The organism is Lysobacter antibioticus, from assembly GCF_001442535.1.
Lineage (GTDB): Bacteria > Pseudomonadota > Gammaproteobacteria > Xanthomonadales > Xanthomonadaceae > Lysobacter > Lysobacter antibioticus.
On the sequence record NZ_CP013141.1, the window covers coordinates 4,401,970 to 4,427,036 of the forward strand.

18 protein-coding genes are annotated in these 25,067 nt (G+C 67.6%); 11 read left to right on the forward strand and 7 right to left on the reverse strand.

What is annotated here, in order from left to right:
• Positions 1–4 precede the first annotated feature (4 nt).
• Entirely contained in the window at positions 5–1,405 is a 1,401-nt protein-coding gene (locus GLA29479_RS17880; protein ID WP_057916255.1) for a cytochrome ubiquinol oxidase subunit I, read from the reverse strand.
• A 539-nt stretch (positions 1,406–1,944) separates the two neighbouring features.
• Here GLA29479_RS17880 and GLA29479_RS17890 point away from each other — a divergent pair.
• From GLA29479_RS17890 to hemF, 3 genes are read left to right on the forward strand one after another with little or no spacing between them, the layout of a single operon-like run.
• Positions 1,945–4,335, forward strand: a complete 2,391-nt coding sequence (locus GLA29479_RS17890) for a S9 family peptidase (RefSeq protein WP_057972396.1) — start codon at positions 1,945–1,947, stop codon at positions 4,333–4,335.
• 8 nt (positions 4,336–4,343) lie between these two features.
• Positions 4,344–5,369, forward strand: a complete 1,026-nt coding sequence (locus tag GLA29479_RS17895) for a hypothetical protein (protein ID WP_057972397.1) — start codon at positions 4,344–4,346, stop codon at positions 5,367–5,369.
• Between the two features lie 45 nt (positions 5,370–5,414).
• Positions 5,415–6,314 carry an oxygen-dependent coproporphyrinogen oxidase gene (gene hemF, locus GLA29479_RS17900; RefSeq protein WP_057972398.1) on the forward strand — a complete coding sequence of 300 codons (900 nt, stop codon included), beginning with the start codon at positions 5,415–5,417 and terminating at the stop codon, positions 6,312–6,314.
• A gap of 81 nt (positions 6,315–6,395) precedes the next feature.
• On the opposite strand, the gene GLA29479_RS17905 is transcribed toward hemF, so the two are convergent.
• Positions 6,396–6,875: a DUF421 domain-containing protein gene (locus GLA29479_RS17905; protein WP_057916252.1), complete on the reverse strand. Its 480-nt coding sequence runs from the start codon at positions 6,873–6,875 to the stop codon at positions 6,396–6,398.
• Positions 6,876–7,153: 278 nt separating this feature from the next.
• On the opposite strand from GLA29479_RS17905, the gene GLA29479_RS17910 reads away from it, so the two are divergent.
• Entirely contained in the window at positions 7,154–9,136 is a 1,983-nt protein-coding gene (locus GLA29479_RS17910; RefSeq protein WP_144436596.1) for a TonB-dependent receptor domain-containing protein, read from the forward strand.
• A 378-nt stretch (positions 9,137–9,514) separates the two neighbouring features.
• Here the strand turns inward: GLA29479_RS17910 and polA are convergent, their stop codons facing one another.
• The gene (gene polA, locus GLA29479_RS17915) at positions 9,515–12,286 is read right to left on the reverse strand and encodes a DNA polymerase I (RefSeq protein ID WP_057972400.1); all 2,772 of its coding nucleotides are present in this window, start codon (positions 12,284–12,286) and stop codon (positions 9,515–9,517) included.
• Positions 12,287–12,395: 109 nt separating this feature from the next.
• Between polA and GLA29479_RS17920 the strand changes: the two genes are divergently transcribed.
• Positions 12,396–12,728, forward strand: coding sequence for a DUF2782 domain-containing protein (locus GLA29479_RS17920; protein WP_057972401.1), 333 nt, complete (start codon positions 12,396–12,398; stop codon positions 12,726–12,728).
• A 174-nt stretch (positions 12,729–12,902) separates the two neighbouring features.
• Positions 12,903–13,331: a GNAT family N-acetyltransferase gene (locus tag GLA29479_RS17925; RefSeq protein ID WP_057972402.1), complete on the forward strand. Its 429-nt coding sequence runs from the start codon at positions 12,903–12,905 to the stop codon at positions 13,329–13,331.
• A 397-nt stretch (positions 13,332–13,728) separates the two neighbouring features.
• Here GLA29479_RS17925 and GLA29479_RS17930 read toward each other — a convergent pair whose 3' ends face one another.
• Positions 13,729–15,834: a S9 family peptidase gene (locus GLA29479_RS17930; protein WP_057972403.1), complete on the reverse strand. Its 2,106-nt coding sequence runs from the start codon at positions 15,832–15,834 to the stop codon at positions 13,729–13,731.
• A 183-nt stretch (positions 15,835–16,017) separates the two neighbouring features.
• On the opposite strand from GLA29479_RS17930, the gene GLA29479_RS17935 reads away from it, so the two are divergent.
• Positions 16,018–16,614 (forward strand): hypothetical protein, encoded by a 597-nt coding sequence (locus GLA29479_RS17935; RefSeq protein ID WP_057916246.1) that lies wholly within the window; start codon positions 16,018–16,020, stop codon positions 16,612–16,614.
• Between the two features lie 198 nt (positions 16,615–16,812).
• On the opposite strand, the gene GLA29479_RS17940 is transcribed toward GLA29479_RS17935, so the two are convergent.
• Positions 16,813–17,232 carry a hypothetical protein gene (locus GLA29479_RS17940; protein ID WP_057916245.1) on the reverse strand — a complete coding sequence of 140 codons (420 nt, stop codon included), beginning with the start codon at positions 17,230–17,232 and terminating at the stop codon, positions 16,813–16,815.
• A 221-nt stretch (positions 17,233–17,453) separates the two neighbouring features.
• Positions 17,454–19,634 carry a DNA helicase II gene (uvrD, locus tag GLA29479_RS17945; protein ID WP_057972406.1) on the reverse strand — a complete coding sequence of 727 codons (2,181 nt, stop codon included), beginning with the start codon at positions 19,632–19,634 and terminating at the stop codon, positions 17,454–17,456.
• Positions 19,635–19,698: 64 nt separating this feature from the next.
• Here uvrD and GLA29479_RS17950 point away from each other — a divergent pair, with 64 nt between their 5' ends.
• The gene (locus GLA29479_RS17950) at positions 19,699–20,697 is read left to right on the forward strand and encodes a gluzincin family metallopeptidase (protein ID WP_144436597.1); all 999 of its coding nucleotides are present in this window, start codon (positions 19,699–19,701) and stop codon (positions 20,695–20,697) included.
• A gap of 25 nt (positions 20,698–20,722) precedes the next feature.
• Here GLA29479_RS17950 and GLA29479_RS17955 read toward each other — a convergent pair whose 3' ends face one another.
• Entirely contained in the window at positions 20,723–21,367 is a 645-nt protein-coding gene (locus GLA29479_RS17955; protein ID WP_057916242.1) for a TIGR00645 family protein, read from the reverse strand.
• A 206-nt stretch (positions 21,368–21,573) separates the two neighbouring features.
• On the opposite strand from GLA29479_RS17955, the gene GLA29479_RS17960 reads away from it, so the two are divergent.
• From GLA29479_RS17960 to GLA29479_RS17970, 3 genes are all read left to right on the forward strand, one after another.
• Positions 21,574–22,284, forward strand: coding sequence for a glutathione binding-like protein (locus tag GLA29479_RS17960; protein WP_057916241.1), 711 nt, complete (start codon positions 21,574–21,576; stop codon positions 22,282–22,284).
• A gap of 85 nt (positions 22,285–22,369) precedes the next feature.
• Positions 22,370–24,595, forward strand: a complete 2,226-nt coding sequence (locus GLA29479_RS17965) for a S9 family peptidase (protein WP_082639042.1) — start codon at positions 22,370–22,372, stop codon at positions 24,593–24,595.
• A gap of 33 nt (positions 24,596–24,628) precedes the next feature.
• Positions 24,629–25,045 carry a cytochrome c oxidase assembly factor Coa1 family protein gene (locus GLA29479_RS17970; protein WP_057972408.1) on the forward strand — a complete coding sequence of 139 codons (417 nt, stop codon included), beginning with the start codon at positions 24,629–24,631 and terminating at the stop codon, positions 25,043–25,045.
• Positions 25,046–25,067 lie beyond the last annotated feature (22 nt).

Genomic DNA, 25,067 nt, shown 5'->3' on the forward strand with positions numbered 1-25,067 from the left:
GCGCCTAGGCGTCGGCTTCGCTGGATTCGTCCGGCAGCGACAGCGGTCGCGCCGGGGTCTTTTCGCCCTGCTCGTTGCGCGGTGGCGGTTCGTGCGGATGCGGGCCCTTGCGGATCAGCTTGACCAGATAGCCGATGCCGGCGCCGAAGACCACGAAGTAGACCACCGCGAACACGATCAGCGAGGTCATCACGCTGGCCGCCGCGATCGGGCTGACCGCATCGGCGGTACGCAACAAGCCATAGATCACGTACGGCTGGCGGCCGATCTCGACCACGTACCAACCCGACAGCAAGGCGACGAAACCGCTCAGGGTCAGCACGCGCCAGCCCCACAACGTCGCGCGCGATTGGTACAAACGCCCACGCCACCATTGCCATAGCGAGAACAGCACCAGCAGCAGCATCGCCACGCCGAGCCCGACCATGATGCGGAAGGCGTAGAACACCGGCTTGACCGGAGGCCGCTCGCTGGCCGGGACCGACTTGAGCGGCTGGATGTCGCCGTCGAGGGTGTGGGTGAGGATCAGGCTGCCGAGCTTGGGCACCGCGATTTCGTAGTCGTTGCGTTCGGCCTTTTCGTTCGGCACCGCGAACAGGATCAACGGCACGCCTTCGCCGGGCGCGCCCGACTCCCAGTGCGCCTCCATCGCCGCGACCTTGATCGGCTGATGCTCGCGCACGTTCAAACCGTGCAGGTCGCCGACGAACACCTGCGCCGGCACCGTGATCGCGGCGAAGATCACCGCCGCCTTGAGCATGCGCTTGCCGGCTTCGACGTGCACGCCGCGCAGCAGATACGAGGCCGCGACGCCGCCGATCACGAAGCAGGTGGTGATGAACGCCGCCAGCACCATGTGGGCGAGGCGATAGGGGAACGACGGGTTGAAAACGATCGCCCACCAGCTGTCGGGCTCGAACACGCCTTCGACGATCTTGTAGCCGGCCGGCGTCTGCATCCAACTGTTGGCCGAGATGATCCAGAACGTAGAAATCAGCGTGCCCAGCGCGACCATGCAGGTGGCGAGGAAATGCATGCGTTCCTTGACCCGGCTCCAGCCGAACAGCATCACCCCGAGGAAGGTCGCTTCGAGGAAGAACGCGGTCAGCACCTCGTAGGACAGCAGCGGGCCGAGGATATTGCCGGCCTGCTCGCTGAGCACCGCCCAGTTGGTGCCGAACTGGAAACTCATGACGATGCCCGAGACCACGCCCATGCCGAACGACACGGCGAAGACCTTGGTCCAGAAGAAGTACAGATCGCGCCAGAGCGTGTCGCGGGTGCGCAGCCAGCGCCATTCGACGAAGGCCAGCCAACTGGCCAGGCCGATGGTGAAGGCCGGGAACAGGATGTGGAACGAGATCACGAAGCCGAACTGGATACGCGACAGCAGCAGGGCGTCCACGTGTATTGCCTCCACGGCGCCATACAGTGCGCCGGCCTGTTCATCTTGCGCCGCAGTCTGGGCGCGGTAAACGCGGATTACGGCGATTTCCTCGAATCACATAAACCGCAAAGACGTGATCGCGACGTGTTGATGCGGTGCGGATGCGGCGGCGCTGCCCACTGGCGACCGCGGCAAGATCGCGTCGCCTCAAGGCTTCGATGAGATCGCGAACGCGCTTGCCGGGCCCGGGACTGCATCACGAAACCGCGCGTTTGCGGCCGGACTCGTGCGACAAAATGCGACACGCGGCCATGGCGCGCGCGCGGCCGCTGCGAAGGGCGATCCGCGCCGGCGCGGCGATGCGCCTGAGGCCGGTTGCGGCAAAGCCGGCGAGCAGGCTCGGACAAACCGCCGGAGCGGGCCCGCCGCGCCGCCGATTCATCAGCCGCGACCCTCGCCGGAGCCGGCGATCATGGGCCTGGGCATGACCAACGGCCGGCCCGTCGGACGCTATCTGGCTGCTACCCTGCGCGGACTTTTGTCCCAGAGCCCGCTCGATGCGCCTTTCCTTCGTCACGCTAGCCGCGCTGCCCTGCGCGCTGTTCGCCTCCGCCGCCTTCGCCCAGGCCGCCGCGCCGCTGACCCTGGCCGACACCATGGCCAACCCGGACTGGATCGGAGCGCCGGTCGAACGCGCCTGGTGGAGTTGGGACGGCCAGCGCGTGCAGTACCAGCTCAAGCGCGACGACTCGATCATCCGCGACACCTGGCAGGTGGGCGTCGCTGGCGGTACGCCGCAGCGCCTCGACGGCGCCGCGCGCAACGATCTCGACGGCGCCAGTCCGGCCTACGACGCCCAGCGCACACGCATGGCCTTCGTGCGCAACGGCGACATCTTCGTGCGCGACCTGCGCAGCGGCGCGCTGACCCAGGTCACCCGCAGCAACGACACCGAGTCGCGTCCGCAGTGGAGCCGCGACGGCAACCTGGTGTTCCGCGTCGATAACCAGTGGTACCAGTGGCGCGCCGGCCAAGGCCTGAGCCAGGCGGCCCAGGTCCGCGCCGAGAACGACCCGGCCAAGGCGCCGAAAGCCGACGATCTGCGCGAACGCCAGCTCGCCATGCTGCAGACCCTGCGCGAGGACCGCGCCCAGCGCGAAGCCGCGCGCGAACAGGACGAAGCCTGGCGCCGCAGCGACGGCAGCCGCGCGCCGAAGCCGACCTATCTCGGCGACGACGTCGAGATCGTCGACAGCGCGCTCTCGCCCGATGCGCGCTGGCTGCTCGTCGTCACCCAGGCCAAGAAGGGCGATTCCGGCGCCGCCGGCAAGATGCCCAAGTACGTGACCGAGTCGGGCTACGAGGAATTCGAGGAAGTCCGCACCCGCGTGGGCCGCAACGAACCGCTGCCGCAGAAGCTGTGGCTGGTCGACGTCGCCAACGCCAAGGCCAGCGAACTCAAGTTCGGCGGCCTGCCCGGCATCGGCGAGGACCCGCTCGCGGCGCTGCGCAAGGCCGCCAAGAAGGACCCGCTGAAGGGCGAACGCCCGGTCCGCATCGAAACCGACGGCGACGGCAGCGGCGTCTCGATCCGCTGGAGCGACGACGGCCGCCAGGCCGCGGTGCTGGTGCGCGCGATCGACAACAAGGATCGCTGGCTGGCCTCGGTCGATCTCGGCAAGGCCGCGCTGCAGACCCGTCACCGCCTCACCGATGCGGCCTGGATCGGCTGGAACTTCAACGATTTCGGCTGGCTGCCCGACCCCGGCAAGGGCGAGAGCGATCTGTGGCTGCTGTCGGAACAGAGCGGCTATTCGCACCTGTACGTCGCCAGCGGCGGCGGCGCGCCGCGCGCCATCACCTCCGGCCGCTGGGAAGTGTCCGAGCCGGAACTGAGCGCCGACGGCAAGACCTTCTTTTTCCTGTGCAACCGCAAGTGGCCGGGCGACTACGAAGTCTGCGCGGTCGACCGCAACGGCGGCGCGGTGCGCGAAGTGACCGCGCTCGACGGCGTCGAGAACTTCATGCTCTCGCCCGACGGCCGTAAGGTGCTGGTGCGCCATTCCGACAGCTACACCCCGCCGCAGCTCGCCGTGGTCGACAGCAGCGGCGAGAACACCGTCGCCCTGACCGACACCCGCAAGCCGGGCTTCAGCGCGCGCGAATGGATCCAGCCCGAGTACGTGCAGGTACCTTCCAAGCACGGCGCCGGCACCGTCTGGGGCAAGTTCTACGGGCCGAAGAATTACCAGCCGGGCAAGAAGTACCCGATCGTGATGTTCGTGCACGGCGCCGGTTACCTGCAGAACGTCAGTGCGCGTTATCCGAACTACTTCCGCGAGCAGATGTTCCACAACCTGCTGGTCCAGGAAGGCTATGTCGTGCTCGACCTCGATTACCGCGCCTCCGAAGGCTACGGCCGCGACTGGCGCACCGCGATCTACCGGCAGATGGGCCACCCGGAACTCGAGGATTATCTGGACGGCCTGGAATGGCTGGTCGCCAACAAGCAGGGCGACCGCGACCGCGCCGGCATCTACGGCGGCTCCTACGGCGGCTTCATGACCTTCATGGCGCTGTTCCGCGAGCCCGGCACCTTCAAGGCCGGCGCCGCGCTGCGCCCGGTCGCCGACTGGTCGCAGTACAACCACGAATACACCTCGAACATCCTCAACACCCCCGAGCTCGACCCGGAGGCCTACAAGAAGTCCTCGCCGATCGAATACGCCGGCGGCCTCAAGGATCACCTGCTGATCGCCCACGGCATGATCGACGACAACGTGTTCTTCAAGGACTCGGTGATGCTGAGCCAGCGCCTGATCGAACTGCGCAAGGACAAGTGGGAACTCGCGCCCTACCCGATGGAGCGCCACAGCTTCGTGCGCGCCGACTCGTGGTACGACGAATACCGCCGCATCCACGAGCTGTTCAATCGCACCTTGAAGTAAGCGAATCGATGACGAAAGCTTCGCGCAACGCTTTCGTCATCGTCGCCGCCGGCCTGTGGTCGGCGGCGTGGAGCGCCTTGCCTTACGCGATCTATCACCGGCTCGACGAGCCGATACGCTCGCAGATGCTGGAAACCGCCAGCATCCTCGGCTTGGTGCTGGGCAAGTGGCTGGGCTTGACCGCGACACCCGGGCAAGCCCTTCAGGTCGCAGGCATTTTCCTCGCGGTTGCCACACTTGCCGCGATCTGGCTAGCGACACTGTCTTGGCTCGATCGTCGGGTCGATTCCGCACGTTTGGTGCGCTGGGGGTTGCAGACCGCGCCGATGCTGGCCGTTTGGCTGTTCGGGATAGTAGCGAGCGTGACCATCACGCGCGGCATGTCGTCGAATCTGGCCGTCGTGAGCTGGTTGATCAATATCGTCAGCTTTATCGCACTGCCGGCATTCTGTTGGCGCGCGGAGATCGTGGATGCGGCGTCGCCGCCACGCTTTTGGGGCGGGGCTTGGCCCGGCCTGTCCGCGCTCGGATTCGCGGCCCTGATGGCTACGTTGTATTTCATGATCTCTGCTGCGCTCGACCTGCTCCCCCGCGCAGTATCCGGGAGCGATCTGATCATGGCGCTGACCGACCTATCGATCACCACGATTCTGTTTGCAGCAGCCGCAGCGCCGTGGCTGCAACGCGCGCACGGCAGCGCAGTGCTGACCGCGGCGGCACGAGCCATGCATCCTGCGACGTTACGCGCCGTTCTGGCCGTGCAACTGCGAATACAGGGATTCCTGTTGCTCGCGCTGGCTCCGCCGATCCTGGTGATTACGGCCGATGTGATCTACTTCATGCCCGAGGCCGAAGCCGCATTCTCCCGCGCAGGACGCGAATCGCCCGCCCTGCTGGCTCGTTGGGCGGCCTTCGAGCATTGGGTCGACTGGGTGTGGTCGATTCCGATCGCCGCGATACTGAGCTGGATGACCATGATTTGCGTCGCGCGAGCCCTGCGACAATCCGCGCCGGACACCGCCTCGCCGATCTGACCGATGCAGCAAGTCAGTCGTCGCGGGGCTCGCTAGAATACGCCCATGAACGACTTCGACCGCGTACGCGAGTATCTCTCCGGCCTGCAGGACCGCCTGTGCGCCGCCATCGAACAGGCCGACGGCGGCGCGCGCTTCGCCGAGGACCTGTGGCAACGCGCCGAGGGCGGCGGCGGACGCACCCGCATCCTGCGCGGCGGCAACGTCTTCGAGCAGGCCGGGATCGGCTTCTCCGACGTCTCCGGCACGACCCTGCCGCCATCGGCGACCGCGGCGCGGCCCGAACTCGCCGGCGCCTCCTGGCGCGCGGTCGGGGTGTCGCTGGTGTTCCATCCGCACAACCCCTACCTGCCGACCACCCACGCCAACGTGCGCCACTTCCGCGCCATGCGCGACGGCGAGACCGTGGCCTGGTGGTTCGGCGGCGGGTTCGACCTGACCCCGTTCTACCCCTTCGACGAAGACGTGCGCCACTGGCATCGCACCGCGCGCGATTTGTGCGAGCCCTTCGGCGGCGACGAACGCTATCGGGCGCACAAGCGCTGGTGCGACGAGTACTTCTTCCTCAAGCACCGCAACGAGACCCGCGGCGTCGGCGGTCTGTTCTTCGACGACCTGCACGGCGACTTCGAACGCGACTTCGCCTATCAGCGCGCGGTCGGCGACGGTTTCCTCGACGCTTACCTGCCGCTGGTCGAACGCCGCAAGGACATGCCCTACGGCGAGCGCGAGCGGCAGTTCCAGCTGTATCGCCGCGGCCGCTACGTCGAGTTCAACCTGGTGTTCGACCGCGGCACCTTGTTCGGCCTGCAGTCGGGCGGACGCACCGAGTCGATCCTGATGAGCCTGCCGCCGTTGGTGCGGTGGGAATACGGCTTCCAGCCCGAGCCCGGCAGCGACGAAGCGCGGCTGGCCGCGTATTTGGCGCCGCGCGATTGGCTTTGAAGCGAGCAGTGAGTCAAGAAGAGTGAGGAGTGAGTAAGAGCGAAGCGCGGTGGCCGTCGCTCACGGCTCACTCCTCTTCGCTCACTTCTCGCTCCGCTTCAAAATCGTGATGTGGCCGTTGGTCTCCAGCATCGCCACCGCGATGTCGTCGATCTGCGCGCAATCGTTCTCGCGCATCGCCTTGTCGAAATCGGCGCGGCTGACCAGCTCGCGGCGCAGCACGTCGCGGAACACGTGGCCATCGCGCGCGAGCACCACCGGCACGCCTTCGAGCACGCGTTCGACGCGGTCGTTGCGCGCGGCGAGGTAGCCCACGCCCCAGTTCAACAGCATCAAGGTCGCCGCCAGGATCAGACCGCCGCCGACCGAGGTGTCGGTGCCGAGCAAGGCGTTCTGCACGGCATTGCCGAGCAGCACGATCAGCAGCATGTCGAACGAGGTGAACTGGCCCATCGTGCGCTTGCCCGACAGCCGGATCATGGCCAGCAGGACGAAGTAGACGATGCAGGCGCGCACCAGGTATTGCCACCACGGCATCGACAGATCGAAGGCGTCGGTCATGAGCTCGGCTCCGGCAAGGCGAGGCCCGATTGTGGCTCGCCCGGCCGTGCATCGGGCGTCATAGCCCGCGACAGGGTGCGACGGGCCGGCGCGAACCGGCGCGAATCGGCGCTTGTTGATCATGATTCGCATTTGCATCCTGGGGACGAGGACCGCAGAATGCGCAGGCTTCGCCCGCCCGGGGTCCTCTAGCCAGCGCGAAGCCTTCCCTGCCCAGCGTCCGCCTGCGCCATTCCGGCCGCAGGCGTTTGCGCGCCTATCCGAAGGAACGCCGCCTCATGTCCGCTCCGTCTTCGCGTCTGCTGTCCGGTCTGGCCCTGTTGGCCTGCGCCCCGCTCGCCCATGCCGCCGAGAGCGGCGACGCGGCGCGCACCCTCGACTCGATCACCGTGGTCGCCGAGCGCGAGCCGGGCAATTTCGATCTCGACCGCGGCGAGATCGAGCTGAGCCAGGCCTCCGACCTCAGCGACCTGCTGTCGAACGAATCCGGCGTCGCCGTCGGCGGCGGCTCGCCGGTCGCGCAGAAGATCTACGTGCGCGGCTTCGAAGACACCATGCTCAACGTCACCATCGACGGCGCGCAGGAGCCGGCTGAGCTGTATCACCACCAGACCCGGGTGCAGATCGAGCCGGAGTTCATCAAGTCGATCGAACTCGACGCCGGCGCGGGCGCAGCCACCGGCGGCGCCGGCGCGCTGACCGGCGCGTTGCGCGTGCGCACCCGCGACGCCTTCGACTTGCTGCGTCCGGACCAGGACGCGGGTTTCCTGGTCAAGGCCGCGGCCGGCTTCAACGGCGGCAACAGCTACAAAGGCGTGCTGGCCGGCTACGGCCGCCTGTCCGATGGGCTCGGCGTGCTCGCCACCTACGTCTATCAGGACGGCGGCGACTACGACGACGGCCACGGCGACCGGGTCAAACCGACCGCCTACCGGCACGAACGCGCCCAGTTCAAGCTCAGCGGCCTGTTCGATGCGCACAGCTTCGACTTGTCGGCCGAGCACCTCGACGACACCGGCACGTACTACGAACGCCCGCACATGACCAACTTCAGCGGCCGCTTCGTCCTGTCCGACCACCAGATGCGCCGCGACACGGTGTCCTACGAGCACCGTTACGACCCCGACAGCGACGCGCTCAACCTGCGCCTCAACGCCTACCGCACCCGCAGCGAGTACCAGAACCGCCGCAACACCACCGGCCTGCTGTACAGCGCCGGCGAACAGACCAGCACCGGCCTGGACCTGCGCAACACCGCGCTGTGGCAGTCGCTGTCGCTGACCTACGGCCTGGACTACCGCAGCGACCGCCTGCATGCGCGCCAGCAGGCCACGCCGCCGCCGTTCTGGGGCCGCACCGAACAGACCGCGCGCGTGTTCGGCGCCTACGCCCAGGGCGACTGGGACGTGTCGCCGCAATGGAAGCTCTCGGCCGGCCTGCGCTACGACGATTACCGCCACAAGGGCGTGTCCGGGGTCAGCGCCGGCGCCTCCAACGACGAGTCCAAGCTCAGCCCGAACCTGTCGATCGCGTGGACGCCGATCGAGCCGTTGACCTTCCGCCTCGCCTATTCGGAAGCCTTCCGCGGCGTAACCATCCGCGAAGCCTTCTTCAGCGCGCTCTACACCCACCGCGGCGATCTCGAAGGCGAACGCGCCGACAACCTCGAATTCGGCGTGTCCTGGGAGCGCAACGGTTACTTCGCCCGCGCCACCGCGTTCCGCCAGAACATCGAGCACTACATCTCGGCGGTGTATTCGGGCCAGACCGCCTGGGGCTATTGGGAGAATATCGGCGACGCCAAGGTCGAAGGCTACGAGGCCGAGATCGGCAAGCGCTGGCAGCGCATGGGCGTGAGCGTCGGCGTGTGGCAGTCGGACAACAGCTTCGAGGACCGCCCGCTCAACGACGCCGACCTCGGCCTGGGCACCAGCATCGGCCGCACCTGGACCGCGCGCTACGACTGGCAGCCCGCGTCCGGACAGGCCAACTACGCGGTGCGCGCGCGCCTGGTCGAGGACGAACGCAACAGCATCGCCGCCGATGCGCCCGATAAGCCGGGCTATACGGTGGTCGACCTGATGGCGAACTGGAATCTGCTCGGCGACGATCGCCTGAAACTCGGCGCGGCGGTCAACAATCTGTTCGATCGTTTTTATTACGACCACGGCACTTACGGTTATCAGGCCGGCTCGAAAAGTTATATCGGTTTCCCGTCGCCGGGTCGCGAACTGTCGTTGTCGCTGACGTATCGATTTTGAGGATGCGTCGATTCCGGGACGGCGCGTTTGCGTACGCATCGGTGATTAATAGCGCAGATAGCGATGACGCCCGGCGTCGCGCGCGAAACGCAGGCCTGGCCTGCGTTAAGCGTGTTCAGTAAACTTTCTGCCGCGCAAATAAAAAGCCCCGCAGGCAGGGGGGGCCGGCGGGGCTGGTGGAGCGTGACCTGGGGAGGGGTCGTTCGCTCCGGGGGATCACTCCAGGGGAGGGAGAGATCAGCGACAGACGTTGCATCTGTCGCGACCTATATGACCATCCCGCACATGGATAGTTCGTGAAGATGGGAGTTAATAAATTGTTGGATTCAGGACTGATTCATTAAACCAATTCCAGCAAAATCAATGGTTTCCGCATAATCAATGCGCTTCGTCCCAATTAATTCCAACCCCGCTGTCGACGACCAACGGCACCCTCAGGCTGGCCGCCCCGGCCATCCGGCGTGAAGCCTCGCCGACCAGGGTATCGACGAAATCGGCCTCGACCTCGAATACCAGTTCGTCGTGGACCTGCAGGATCATCTTCGCGCGGGAGGCATGCGAGGCCAGCCAGGCGTCGATGTCGATCATCGCGCGCTTGATGATGTCGGCCGCGGTGCCCTGCATCGGCGCGTTGATCGCGGCGCGTTCGGCGCCCGCGCGCAGGCCCTGGTTGGTGGCCTTGATGTTCTCCAGGTACAGGCGCCGGCCGAACACCGTCTCGACATAGCCGCGATCGCGCGCGTCCTGACGGGTGCGCTCCATGAAATCGCGCACGCCGGGATAACGGCTGAAATACAGGGCGATGTAGTCCTGCGCTTCGCCGCGGCCGATGCCGAGCTGACGCGCCAGACCGAACGCGCTCATGCCGTACATCAGGCCGAAGTTGATCGCCTTGGCGGCGCGGCGTTCGTTGCCGCTGACCTCGTCGAGCGACTTCTTGCCGAACACCTCGGCCGCGGTCGCGCGGTGCACGTCGGCGCCGGACTCGAACGCGCGCACCAGGCCGACGTCCTCGGACAGGTGGGCCATGATGCGCAGCTCGATCTGCGAATAGTCGCAGGCGACCAGGCGCCGGCCTTCGGGCGCGACGAAGGCGCGGCGGATGCGGCGGCCGTCGTCGGTACGGATCGGGATGTTCTGCAGGTTCGGGTCGCTGGACGCCAGGCGCCCGGTCGCGGCGCCGGCCTGGTGATAGCTGGTGTGCACGCGCCCGGTGTCCGGGTTGACCATCTCCGACAGCTTGTCGGTGTAGGTGCTGCGCAGTTTCGCCAGGCCGCGGTATTCGAGGATCACCCGCGGCAGTTCGTGCTGGTCGGCGATCGCTTCCAGCGCTTCTTCGTTGGTACTCGGCTGCCCGGTCGGGGTCTTCACCAGCACCGGCAGTTTCAGCTCGTCGAACAGCAGCGCCTGCAATTGCTTCGGCGAGTCCAGGTTGAACGTGCGCCCGGCCAGCTCGGTGGCCTTGATCTGCGCGTCGAGCATGCGCTTGCCGAGGTCCTGCGACTGGCGGCGCAATTCGTCGCCGTCGATCATCACGCCGTTGGCCTCGATGCGTTCGAGCACCGGCACCAGCGGCATTTCGATCTCGCGATAGACGCGTTCGAGTTCCGGCTCGGCGGCGAGGCGCGCGCCGAGCACGCGGTGCAGACGCAGGGTCACGTCGGCATCCTCGGCGGCGTAGCGGGTGGCATCGTCGATGGCGACCTGCGAGAACGCGATCGCCTTGGCGCCCTTGCCGGCGACGTCGGCATATTTGATCGTGTCGTAGCCGAGGTAACGCTTGGCCAGCGAGTCCATGTCGTGGCGGCTCGCGGTGGCGTTGTAGACGAAGCTCTCGAGCATGGTGTCGTCGGCATAGCCCAGCAGGTCGATGCCGTGCCGGCGCAGCACGTGCAGGTCGTACTTGCCGTGCTGGCCGAGCTTGCGCCGGGCCGGATCGGTCAGCACCGGCCGCAGCGCGTCGAGCACCGCGGCGCGGTCGAGCTGGGCCGGCGCGCCGGGGTAGTCGTGGCCGAGCGGGATGTATACCGCGCGCCCGGTTTCGGTGGCGAAGCTCAGGCCCACCAGATTGGCGCGCATCGGGTCGAGCGAATCGGTCTCGCTGTCGAAAGCGAACTCGTCGGCCGACTGCAGGGCCGCGATCAGCGCGTCGAGCTGCGGCTGGGTGGTCACCGCCTCGTACTCGCCCTTGGCCGACAGGGCCGCGTCCGGAGTCTCCGCGCTGGCCGAGGCGCGCGCATGACCCGCCGCGGTCGCGCGCAGGCCGGCGCGGTCGGCGGCGATTTCATTGGCGGTGGCGTTGGCGCCGCTTTCGAGCTCGCGCAGCGCCTGCTTGAAGCCGTAGCGCGCGTACAGGGTGCGCAGCGCCTCGGCATCGCGCTCGCGCAGGGCCAGTTGCTCGGGGCTATGGTCGAGCGCGACGTCGGTCTTGATCGTGGTCAGCTGGCGGTTGAGCGGCAGGCGATCGACCGCGGCGCGCAGGTTGTCGCCGATCTTGCCCTTGATATCGCCGGCGTGGGCGATGACGTTTTCCAGGGTGCCGTATTCGCCGAGCCACTTGGCCGCGGTCTTGGGCCCGCACTTGTCGACGCCGGGGATGTTGTCGACGCTGTCGCCCATCAGCGAAAGCAGGTCGATGATCTGGTTGGGCTGCACGCCGAACTTGGCGAACACCGCCTCGTCGGAATCCATGCGGCTGCCGCTCATGGTGTTGACCAGGGCCACGCCCGGGCGCACCAGCTGGGCGAAGTCCTTGTCGCCGGTCGAGATGGTGACGTCGATGCCTTCGTCGGCGGCCTGCAGCGCCAGCGTGCCGATCACGTCGTCGGCCTCGACGCCGTCGATGCGCAGGATCGGCAGGCCGAGCGCTTCGACGATCGCGCACATCGGCAACACCTGCGCGCGCAGGTCGTCCGGCATCGGCGGGCGATTGGCCTTGTACTGCGGGAAGAGATCGTCGCGAAAGGTCTTGCCCGGCGCGTCGACCACGAAGGCCACGTAGTCGGGCCGCTCGTTCAAGGTCGAGCGCAACATGTTGACCACGCCGAACAATGCGCCGGTGGGCTCGCCGGCGTCGTTGCTCAGCGGCGGCAGCGCATGGAAGGCGCGGTAGAGGTAGCTGGAACCATCGATCAGGACGAGTCTTTTCATGCCGGCGATTCTACGCTGCCCCATCGCCGGGGCTGCGACCGTGACCGCGGATGCAGCCGCTTAACGGGCGTCCAGCGTATGCTGTCGGCCTGAGACACGGAGAACCGCCATGCGCGCCCCCACCGCGTCGCCGGCCCGCAAAGCCGCCGGCCTGCTCGTCCCTTCCCTGATCGCCCTCCTGCTCGCCGCCTGCGCCACGACCGGCGCCGCCAGCGACGACCCGACCGCCGCCCTGCAGGGCGCCGACGTCCGCACCCGCACCGTCGAGAACGGCGATGTCATCGAGGAATACCGGATCGCCGGCCAACTGCGCGCGGTCAAGGTCACCCCCGCCCGCGGCCCGACCTATTACCTGGTCGACAACGACGGCGACGGCCGCCTCGACACCAGCAAGGGCGAGGGCACGGTCTCGCCGGTGTACTACAAGCTCTTCGGCTGGTGACGGGCCCGGCAGGCCGAGAAGCGAGTGGGGAGGAGTGAGGAGTGAGTAAGGCCTCCTCGGCTCGCCGCCTCACCCTCGACTTCCGCTGAGGCGCGCGAGTACGCGCGGGCCGCAGCTGGCGCTCCCATCTCACTCCTCACTCCTCCCGACTCGCTCCTTACTCGCCCCGGCCCCATGACCACCATCCGCACCATCGTCGGCGACACCGAACTGCGCGCCGTCTGGCCGCTGGTGTCGCAATTGCGCCCGCACCTCGACGAGAACGGCTTCGTCGCCCAGATGCACCGCCAGATCGCCGAGGGCTGCCGTGCCACCGTGCTCTACGACGAACAGGACGTGCCGCGCGCGTTCGCCTGCTGGCGGGTCATGGAAATGCTCGCGGTCGGGCTGCATGTCTACGTCGACGACCTGATCACCGACCAGGCCGTGCGCAGCCGCGGCTACGGCAAGACCATGCTGGATTGGCTCAAGGCCGAGGCCAAGCGCCTGGGCTGCGCGCGCCTGCAACTGGATTCCGGCACCCATCGCCAGGACGCGCATGCGTTCTACCTGCGCGAGCGGTTGCGTATCGAGGCCTTTCATTTCGGCGTGAAGCTGGATTGAACCCAGCCGATTGAAACCCAGGCTGCATGGCCCCGGCTACGACCGGCGCTGTGGCTGTGGCTGTGGCTGTGGCTATGGCTATGGCTATGGCTGTGCGCAGCCTAAAACTCGCGAGACCGAAAGACACCCGGCGGGCGGCGCGCAGGGATGCGCGCCGTGAGCCACCGGGACAGGGATGCCCCGTGTGGCGCATGCCCGCGTATGCCTGCACTTGCCGGCATTTGATTTAAACAAAGCGTTTTTCTTTGGTGACTTTTCTTTTGTCGCTTTGGACAAAAGAAAGTTACCCGCGCGCTTCAGTGCGCGGAAGCCTTTGCCTTGGATTTTGCGGGTCATCGCTCGCAAGAGTGCGCGACCTGTTGCCCGCCGCAATGAAAGACGAGCCGCGGCCCTCCACTCAGGAACCCGCAGCCGGTGCCGCAGCCTTCGAATCGACTTTCACAGGCGCCGCATCGGCCGCCGCTTTGTTGCGATAGCGCTCGAACCAACCCAGCGTGTTGAGCACCTGCGCGAGCGTTTCGCTGGGCCGCGCGCCGATGCCGTGCGAGGCGCCGGGGATGCGGATCATCGCGCTGTCGATGCGGCGCAGCTTGAGCGCGGCGTAGTACTGCTCGGTCTCGGAGATCGGCGTGCGGTAGTCGTTCTCGCCGGTGATCAGCATGGTCGGGGTGACGACCTTGCCGACGTGAGCCAGCGGCGACAGCTTCCAATACAGCTCCTGCGCCTCCCACGGCCCGCTCGGGAACCAGTGCTGGGTGACGTAGGACGGCCCGTCCGAGGTCAGGGCGAAGCTGGTCCAGTTGATCACCGGCTTGGCGACCACGGCGGCGCGAAAACGGTCGGTGTGGCCGACGATCCAGGCGGTCAGCACGCCGCCGCCGGAACCGCCGGTCACGAACAACTGCTGCGGGTCGACATAGCCCTTGGCGATGGTCGCATCGACCGCGCTCATCAGATCGTCGTAGTCGTGGCTCGGATAATTCTGGTGGATGTGGTCGGCGAAGGCCTGGCCGTAGCTGGTGCTGCCGCGCGGATTGACGTACAGCACCACGTAACCGGCGGCCGCATACAGCTGGGTCTCGACGGCGAAGCGCGGGCCGTAATTCTGGTAGGGGCCGCCATGGATTTCCAGCAACAGCGGATAGCGCTTGCCCGGCTGGAACTGCGGCGGTTTGACGATCCAACCCTGCACGGCGAGCCCGCCGGCCGAGGATTTGGTCCACAAGGTCTCGACCTCGCCCAGGCGCTTGCGCGCCAACGAATCGGCGTTGAGGTCGGTAAGCACGCGCGGCTTGGCGCCGCGTTCGACCACCGCGACGTCGGCCATGCGCGCGGCGGTGCCGTGGGTGTAGGCGACGCGGCCGGCGGCGACCGAGAAACTGCCGCCGGGATAGGGCCGGCCGACCGCGGTGCCGCCGACGTCGCCGGTCACCGACTCGACCTTGCCGCCGCTCGCGGCGATCCAGCCCAGGTAGCTGACGCCGTCGCGGTCGTAACCGAAGTACAGCCCGCGGCCGTTGCGGTCCCATTGCGGGCTTTCGATGTCGTAATCGAAGCCCTCGGTCAAAGCACGCGAGACGCCGCTGTCGAGATCGAGCACGTACAGATGCGCGATCTGATAACTGCGCTTGCGGTCGTCGTAGCCGAGGTAGGCGATCTTGCGCCCGTCCGGCGACAACACCGGCGCGCGGTCGGGCCCTGTACGATCGGTCAGCGCGACCGCCGCACCGGTGGCGACGTCGACGCGGTAGATCTCGCTCTCGATCGGGTGGTACTCGTAATCGTCGCGATGATTGGATTCGACGAACAGCGAGCGGCCATCGTGGCTCCAGGCCAGGGTCGAGCCGTGCTGGAAATCGCCCTGGGTGACCTGGCGCGGCGTGCCGCCGTCGGCGGGCATCACGAACACGTGCTCGTAGCCGGGCTTGAGGTAGCCGGCGCCGTCGGCGCGGTAGTTCATCTTGTCGATGAGCTTGACGTCCTCGGCCCACTCCGCGCCCTTCGGCTTGGCCGGCAATTTCGCCAGCGGCGTGGTGTCGGCGGCGACGTGCATGGTGAAGGCCAGCCAGCGTCCGTCCGGCGACCAGGTCAATCCGCTCGGGCCTTCGCTCAGGCGGCTGATCGGCGACTGCTGGCCGCTGTCCATCCAGCGCACCCAGACTTGGGTCGAGCCGTCGCGATCGGACACCCAGGCGATGCGGTCGCCCGACGGCGACCACACCGCGGCGCCGTCGCTGGCCGCGCCGCTGGTCAGCGGCCGCTGCTGGCCGCTGCCGGCATCGACCAGCCACAGGTTGCTGCGCCGGCGGTCTTTCATCGCGTCGAAGAACTTGCGCTGGTAGACGATGCGGCGGCCGTCCGGCGACAGCGCGGGTTGATCGGCCCACTCCAGATCGAACAGGTCGGTCGGTTGCAGATTGCGCGGGTCACCGTGCAGGTCGGCGGCGGTGGCCGGCAGCGCGCCGACGGCGAGCGCGGCGGCAAGGACGAAACGCAAGGACATCGGCAAGCCCCTTTCGACGGACGAAGAAGCGCAGCCTAGGCCGGCATCGCGGCCGGCTCCCAGTGTCGTTGGTCGTGTCCGCCGGGCCTGCGTCCCAGGACCAACGGCAGGCGAGGAATCGGCAGCGAACTGCTAGGGTGAGCGCCGTGTCCACAGGGGTGGCGACACTCAGGGAAGATGTCGATGGCTCGCGAATCCGCGCTGCATTCGTTGTTGTCCCGCTGGTGCTCATACCGTTGGTGGCTGGCCGGCGCCTGCGCGGTCGCGTTGTGCGCCTGCGGCGAACCCGCCGCCGACGTCTCGCGACCGCTCAGCTACGACCGCCTCGGGGTGCACATGAGCATCCCCGGCAACTGGAGCATGGCCGAGGACAAACGCGTCGACGCCGTCCACTACATGATCGTGGAGAGCCCCGGCGCGGCGATGTTCGTCGCCATCGTGCAGGCCGACACGACCGCGGAACTCGAGGACTTCGCCCGCGACTTCTCCGCCGAGGCCGACAAGGCGATACCGTCGGCGATGAATGGACACAGCCGCTTCGACCGCTCCGCCTTCGCCGAGGGCACGATCCGCGAGCACTACACACTGAGCCTGGGCGGAGTGAAGGTCCCGCACCGGCGCGAGTACCGCAAGATCACCGGCGCGCACCGCACCGCGTTCCTGATCACCCAGAGCGCCGACGAAGACCTGCCGCAGACCCAGCCCGGCTTCGACCTGCTGCTGAAATCGTTCAAGCTCGCGGATGCGCCGCGCGCCGCCCCTGGCGCAGCCCGGCACTGAAACGGCGCCAGGGGAAGCGGTACAAGGCCGACGATCGTCGACCCGATGCCGTCGCTGGAGCAAATCCCCCTACCCCCTTTTTCAAAGGCGGGAGCGGTGCTGTGGAGTCGGCGCGGGGACGTGAGCGACGTCCGCCCGGACCGATGCCATTCGGCAAGGCGCACAAAGCACGCGCCGATTGCGAAGGGGAGATTCCGCTCAGCGGCTGGACGCGCGCTTCGCCAGCGCGCGCGAGCCGTCGACGATGCCGCGCACGATGAACAGCATCACCGCCGGGATCAGGCAATGCAGGCCGACCCAGCAGTAGTCGAACAACAGGCTCATCCACACGATGGCATGCGCGTGATAGTTCGAGTAGGCGATCAGGACCGGCACCGGCGCCAACAGTACACACGTCGCCAGCGCCGCAGCGGCCGATTTCAGACGCTCCGGCAGCAGCGCCGCCGGCGCGAGACAAAGCAAGCCGATAAAGTCCGACACACCGAGCCAGCCGGGCAGGAACTCAGCCCACGGCGGACGGATCGAGACCTTGGAAAACAGGTAGCTGTCGCGGAAGACGATCACCGCCACCGACAGCGCCAGCAGACTCAGCAGAAATCCGACCGTGTTTCTTTTCATCGTGCACTCCATTGCTTGAGCGGCTGCTCGGTGGGACGGCGGCTTTGAACTGTCATCCCCGCGAAGGCGGAGATCCAGAGACCCCAGAGTAATGCCTCGGTGAAGCCCCTGGGTTCCCGCCTTCGCGGGAACGACGATTCACAGTGCCACAGCGGCCGTCACTCGCGTCGGCGCGCGAGCTCGGAAAAGCTCGCGTCTCCATCAGCGCGTCGAACGTTTAACTAGAGTGGCTGCAGGTTCGCATAGGCCAATACCAGCCATTTGCTGCCGGCGTCGTCGAAGTTGACCTGCACCCGCGCGTGCGCGCCGGTGCCTTCGTAGTCGGTCACCGTGCCGGTGCCGAAGCTGGCATGGCGCACCTGCGAGCCGAGCTTGACCGGCGGCGCCTCGATCGCGGCATGGCCGTAGTCGGCGCGGCGCGGGCCGGCGCCGTAAACCGGACGCGACACCTGCACCTTCGGCCGCACTTCGTTGAGCAGGGCCGGCGGAATCTCGCGCAGGAAGCGCGAGGGCACCCCGAACATGTCCATGCCATGGATGCGGCGGGTCTCGGCATAGCTGAGCACCAGCTTCTCGCGCGCACGGGTGATGCCGACATAGGCCAGGCGGCGCTCTTCCTCCAGGCGCCCGGACTCCTCGGTCGAACGCCCGCTCGGGAACAGGCCCTCTTCCAGGCCGCCGAGGAACACCAACGGAAACTCCAGTCCCTTGGCGCTGTGCAAGGTCATCAGCTGCACGCCGTCCTCGCCGGCCTGGGCCTGGCCTTCGCCGGCCTCGAGCGCGGCGTAGCTGAGGAAGGCGATCAGCTCCGGCATCGCCGCGGCCTCGTCCTCGTCGGTGCGGGTGAAACGCGAGGCCACCGAGACCAGTTCGTCGAGGTTGTCGGTGCGCGAATCGAGTTGGCCGCGCGATTCGTTGGCGTAGTGCTCGCGCAGGCCCGAACGCTGCAGGATGTGATCGATCTTCTCCGGCAGCGGCATCTCGACTACGTCGCTTTCCAGCGTGTCGATCAGCAGGGCGAACCCGGCCAGGGCGTTGCGGGCGCGCGCGGCGAGCCCGTTCTCCTGCGAGATCCGCCGCGCCGCCTCCCACAGCGAGACCGCATCGGCGCGGGCGCGCTTGCGCACCTCGTCGAGGGTGCGCTCGCCGATGCCGCGGGTGGGCGTGTTGACCGCGCGCTCGAAGGCGGCGTCGTCGGCGCGGTTGGCGATCATGCGCAGATAGGCCAGGGTGTCCTTGATTTCGGCGCGCTCGAAGAAGCGCTGGCCGCCGTAGACCCGGTACGGCACCTGTTCCGACAGCAGGGCCTCTTCGTAGGCGCGCGATTGCGCGTTGCTGCGGTAGAGCACGGCGACGTCGCCGTAGCTGCCGCCGTCGCGCACCCACTGGCGCAGGCGCTCGACCACGAAGCGCGCCTCGTCCATCTCGTTGTAGGCGGCGTACAGGTCGATCGCTTCGCCGTGGCCGGTGTCGGTCCACAGCTTCTTGCCGAGGCGGTCGGGGTTGTGGGCGATGACCGCATTGGCGGCGTCGAGGATGTTGGCGCTGGAGCGGTAGTTCTGCTCCAGGCGGATGGTGCTGGCGCCGGGGAAATCGCGCAGGAAGCGCTGCACGTTCTCGACCTTGGCGCCGCGCCAGCCGTAGATGGCCTGGTCGTCGTCGCCGACCACGAACACGCGGCCGGAGTCGCCGGCGAGCACGCGCACGAAGGCGTACTGGATCGCGTTGGTGTCCTGGAACTCGTCGACCAGAATCTCGCGGAAGCGGTTGCGGTAATGCGCGAGCAGTGCGGCGTTGTCGCGCAGCAGCTCGTGCGCGCGCAGCAGCAGTTCGGCGAAGTCGACCAGACCGGCGCGTTCGCAGCGCTCTTGGTAGGCCTCGTAGCAGCGCAGCATCACGTCGGCCCATTCGTCGCCGGCCGGCTGGATGTTGCGCGGCCGCCGGCCTTCGTCCTTCTGGGCGTTGATCCACCACACGATCTGGCGCGGCGGGAAGCGGGTCTCGTCGAGCTCCAGCGCCTGCACCACGCGCTTGACCAGGCGCAGCTGGTCGTCGCTGTCGAGCACCTGGAAGCCTTCCGGCAGCTTGGCCTCCTGCCAGTGCAGGCGCAGCAGGCGGTGGGCCAGGCCGTGGAAGGTGCCGATCCACATGCCGCGCGCGCCGTGGCGCAGCTGCGCGTCGACGCGGCCGCGCATTTCGCCGGCGGCCTTGTTGGTGAAGGTCACCGCGAGGATGCCGTGGGTCGGCACGCCGAAGACTTCGTTGATCCAGGCGATACGGTGAGTCAGCACGCGGGTCTTGCCGCTGCCGGCGCCGGCGAGCACGAGGTAATGACCGGGAGGTGCCGAAACGGCTTCGCGCTGGGCGGGATTGAGTGCGTCGAGCAAATGCGATACGTCCATGCCGGCTATTGTAGCTGCGATGGATTCGGGAACCTTCGCAGCGCATCGCGTTCCAATGCACGCCATGGCCGCCCGCCTGCCGTCGTTACCGACCCTGCTCGTCTGCGCCCTGCTCGCCTGTGGCGCGGACGCGGCGCCGGCCGTTGCTCAAGACCATGAACGGGTGATCCGCGTCGGCGATGCGCGCCTGCGCGTCATCGTCGAGGGCGTGACCGACCGCGAGCGCGTCGACGAGCTTCAACGCTGGCTCGCCGAATGCGCCGATGCCGCCCTGACCGCCTACGGCCGCCTGCCACTGCGCGAGGCGAAAGTACTGATCCGGCAAAGCCGCAGCGGCGACCGCGGCGCCCGCCAGGGCCGCCGCGGCGATCCCAGCCCGGTGCCCTGGGGCCAGACCCGGCGCGACGACGGCGTCTCGGTGCTGCTGTACGTGCGCCCGGACGCCGGCATCGACGAGCTGCGCGACGACTGGACCGCCGTGCACGAGCTCTCGCACCTGTTCCATCCTTATCTCGGCGAAGACGGCCGCTGGCTGGCCGAGGGCTTGGCGAGCTACTACCAGAACGTGTTGCGCGCCCGCGCCGGCCAGCTCGACGGCGACGAGGCCTGGCGCCGGCTCGATGCCGGCTTCGAGCGCGGCCGCAACAGCGGTGCCGGCAAGGCGCTGGGCGAGATCGGCTGGAGCCGCGCCAGCACCATGCGCATCTATTGGGGCGGCGCGATGTTCTGGCTCGAAGCCGACCTGGCGTTGCGGCGCGAGCGCCGCCTCGACCTGGATACGGTGCTGTCGCGCTATTCGCGCTGTTGCCTGGACAGCGACAGCGAGGCCACACCGGAGCAATTCGTCGCCGAACTCGACCGGCTCGGCGGCGGCAAGGCGTTCACGGCGTTGTTCCGCCGTTACGCGGCGATGCGCGAGTTCCCGCCGACGCAGAACGCGTATCGCGCCCTCGGGCTGGACAGGCAGGACGGCCGCCTGGGTTTTTCCAATCGCGCCGACGCCGTGCGGCTGCGGCGCGCGATCATGCAACCTCGACCGGCCGCCGCGCCCAGCACGCGCTGAGCGGACGGCCGCGTCGTCGCCGGGCTCAGTGCGCGGACTTGCCCGGCTTCTGCACCGTGGTGCTCATCAGCTTGTCGGTCCAGGCGATGCCGATCGCCGAGACGATGAACAGGAAATGGATGATCGCCTGCCACATCACGCCGTCGGAGGTCAGTTCCGAGCAGCGCGCGGCCGCGTTGGCCACGCCGTTGGCGGTCGCGAGCGCGGCGGCCTGGGCCGCGGCAAAGGCTTCGGGCGTGCCGCACAAGGGCAGGCCGAGGCTGCCGGCACCGATGAAGGTCTTGAGCAGGTGGATCGAGGAGATGCCGATGATCGCCATCGCCAGCTTGACCTTGAGCACGCTCGCATTGACGTGGCTCAGCCATTCCGGCTGGTCGGGGTGGCCTTCCAGGCGCAGGCGCGAGACGAAGGTCTCGTAGCCGCCGACGATCACCATCACCAGCAGGTTGGAGATCATCACCACGTCGATCAGGCCGAGCACGATCAGCATGATCCCCTGCTCGGTCAGCGTCGCCGCATCGTGAACCAGGTGGATCAGTTCCTTGACGAACTGGAAGACGTACACGCCCTGGGCGACGATCAAACCCAGATAAAGCGGCAGCTGCAGCCAGCGCGAACTGAAGATCAGCGCCGGCAGGGGATTGAGTCGGTTGCTCTTTGGATCGGTCATGCGTAGCCCGTAACTGATGCGATATAGGGGGCCAAGAGTAGCCGGGCGGGGATGACGCCGCCACGTCGGGCCGGCCCGAGGGTTCAGCCGCAGCCGGCGCAGGCCTTGCCGGGACTGGGCGCGGCCGGCACACGCCATTCCATCGGCAAGGCCGCCGTGGCCGCGGGGCCACGCTTACACTGCGGCCTTTCGACGCGGAGTTGCCGATGATCGACCTCTATTACTGGCCGACCCCGAACGGCCACAAGATCACCTTGTTCCTGGAAGAGGCGCAGCGGGCCGGGGCCGGGCTCGATTATTCGATCAAGCCGGTCGACATCGGCGCCGGCGACCAGTTCAAGCCCGAGTTCCTGCGCATCTCGCCGAACAACCGCATGCCGGCGATCGTCGACCATGCCCCGGCGGATGGCGGCGCGCCGATCAGCGTGTTCGAGTCCGGCGCGATCTTGCAGTATCTGGCGGCCAAGACCGGCTTGTTCCTGCCCCAGGACCTGCGCAGCCGGGTCGAGGTGGAGGAATGGCTGTTCTGGCAGGTCGGCGGCTACGGCCCCATGCTGGGCCAGAACCATCACTTCAACCGCTATGCGCCGGAAAAAGTGCCCTACGCGATCGACCGCTACCAGCGCGAGACCGAGCGCCTGTACGGCGTGCTCGAGCGGCGCCTGGCCGGGCGCGAGTTCGTCGCCGCCGATACACTCAGCATCGCCGATTTCGCCTGTTACCCCTGGACCCGCGAGCACGAATGGCATTACGTCGACCTGAGCGCCTACCCGAACGTGCAGCGCTGGCACGATGCGCTGTCGTCGCGGCCGGCGTTCGGACGCGTCTACGAAATGGGCAAGGCCTACCGTGCCGACCGTACGATGACCGACGAGATGCGCCGCCATCTGTTCGGCACGCCGGCTCCCATCACCTGATGCCTCGCCGCCGAGGCCACGCTCCGGAACCATCGCCCGCATGAACAACCGCCTGCCCCGCCGCCTCGCTTTCTGCCTGCTCGCCATGTCGATCATCGCCACACCCAGCTTCGCCCTCGCCGCCACGCCCGCCGCCGCGCACAGCGTGCCGGCGCCGGGCCACCTGACCCTGGAAGCGCTGACCGGCGATGCGCCCTTGTCCGGGCCGAGCCTGGTCAAGCCGAAGATCGCGCCCGACGGCAGCAAAGTCGGTTTCCTGCGCGGCAAGCAGCGCGACAAGAACCGCCTCGACCTGTGGGCCTACGACATCGCCAGCGGCAAGACCGAATTGCTGGTCGATTCCGACGACGTGCTGCCAGGCGCGGAAGTGCTCAGCGACGCCGAGAAGGCGCGCCGCGAACGCCAGCGCATCGCCGCGCTGTCGGGCATCGTCGACTACCAGTGGTCGCCGGACGGCAAGCGCCTGCTGTTCCCGCTCGGCGGCGAGTTGTACCTGTACGACCTGGGCAAGTCGGGCAAGGCCGCGGTGCGCAAGCTCACCCACGGCGAAGGCTTCGCCACCGATCCCAAGCTGTCGCCGAAGGGCGGCTACGTCAGCTTCGTGCGCGAGCGCAATCTGTGGGTGATCGACCTGGCCGACGGCAAGGCGACCCAGCTCACCCGCGACGGCAGCGACACCATCGGCAACGGCGTCGCCGAATTCGTCGCCGACGAAGAAATGGACCGCCACACCGGTTACTGGTGGGCGCCCGACGACAGCGCCATCGCCTATGCGCGCATCGACGAATCGCCGGTGCCGGTGCAGAAGCGTTACGAGGTCTATCCCGACCGCACCGACGTGGTCGAACAGCGCTATCCCGCCGCCGGCGACGCCAATGTCGGCGTGCGCCTGCTGGTCGCCGCGATCGGCGCCAACGCCGCGCCGCGCGAGATCGACCTCGGCAAGAACCCGGACATCTACCTGGCCCGCGTCGATTGGCGCGATGCCCAACACCTGACCTTCCAGCGCCAGTCGCGCGACCAGCACCTGCTGGAACTGATCGAGACCGACCTCGGCAACGGCAAGCAGCGCACCTTGGTCAGCGAGCGCTCCAAGACCTGGGTGCCGCTGCACAACGACCTGCGCTTCCTCAAGGACGGCCGTCTGCTGTGGAACAGCGAACGCAGCGGCTACGAGCACCTGTATCTGCTGAGCGACGACGGCAAGGCGACCGCGCTGACCTCGGGCGACTGGCCGGTCGACAGCGTGCTCGCGGTCGACGAAGACGCCGGCCAGGTCTATTTCGCCGCCGGCAAGGACTCGCCGCTCGACAGCCAGGTCTATCGCGTCGCCCTCGCCGGCGGCCCGATCGAGCGCCTGTCCAAGACCGATGGCTATCACTCGGCCAGCTTCGCCCAAAAGGCCAATGTCTATGTCGACGCCTGGTCGAACCCGCAGACGCCGCCGCAACTGGAGCTGTACCGCAACGACGGCACGCGCATCGCCGCGCTGATCGACAACGACCTCGGCGACGCCGCGCATCCGTTCGCGCCCTACCGCGCCGCGCAGCGCCCGGTCGAATACGGCACGATTCCCGCCGCCGACGGCAACACCGCCCTGCACTACAGCCTGATCAAGCCGAGCGGTTTCGACCCGGGCAAGCGCTATCCGGTGGTGGTCTACGTTTACGGCGGCCCGGCCAGCCAGACGGTCAAGCGCGCCTGGTCGCCGGACTTCAACCAGTACCTGGCCCAGCGTGGCTACGTCGTGTTCTCGATCGACAACCGCGGCACGCCGCGCCGCGGCGCGGCCTTCGGCGGCGCGTTGTACGGCAAGCAGGGCACTGTCGAGGTCGCCGATCAGCTCAAAGGCGTGGATTGGTTGCAGTCGCAGCCGTGGGTCGACGGCAAGAAAATCGGCGTCTACGGGTGGTCGAACGGCGGCTATATGACCCTGATGCTGCTGGCCAAGGCCAGCGACCGTTATGCCTGCGGCGTCGCCGGCGCGCCGGTCACCGACTGGGGCCTGTACGACACCCACTACACCGAGCGCTACATGGGCCTGCCGAAGGGCAACGTCGAAGGCTATCGCGAAGGCCGCGTGCTCGAGCACATCGACGGCCTGACCTCGAAGCTGCTGTTGATCCACGGCATGGCCGACGACAACGTCCTGTTCACCAACTCGACCGTGCTGATGAGCGCCTTGCAACAGCGCGGCCAGCCGTTCGAGCTGATGACCTACCCGGGCGCCAAGCACGGCCTGCGCGGCCGCGATAACCTGCACCGCCTGCGCCTCACCGAAGATTTCTTCGACCGCTGCCTCAAGCCCTGAACGCACTGACGCCCACCGAATGGATGCCCTGCCATGAATGCCTCCCTCCCCGCCGCGCCCTACCGCAAGCCCTGGGTACAACGTCACTGGATCCTGACCCTGCTGCTGGCCCTGGGCGTGTTGTTCACGCTGAGCGTGGCGATCGGCGCATGGATGACGTATTCGGTCATGGATTCGATGAGGTACACCCCGCCCTTCATCGAGGCGATGGAACGGGCCCGTGCGAATCCCCAGGTGAAAGCCGCGCTCGGCGAACCGCTCGAGGACAGGTTCGTGCTCGGCGCGGTCGAGCCGAAGGACCAGGGCGTGGCCAAACTGTTCATCTTCGTGCAAGGCCCGAAGGGCAAGGGCGATGTGCAGATCGAAGCCGTCAACGAGCAGGGCGCCTGGCGCTATGAGGTGATGCGCGTGAACCTCGACGCGAACAAGACCTCGATCGATCTGCTGTGATCGCCGGCGCCGAAGCGCGGCC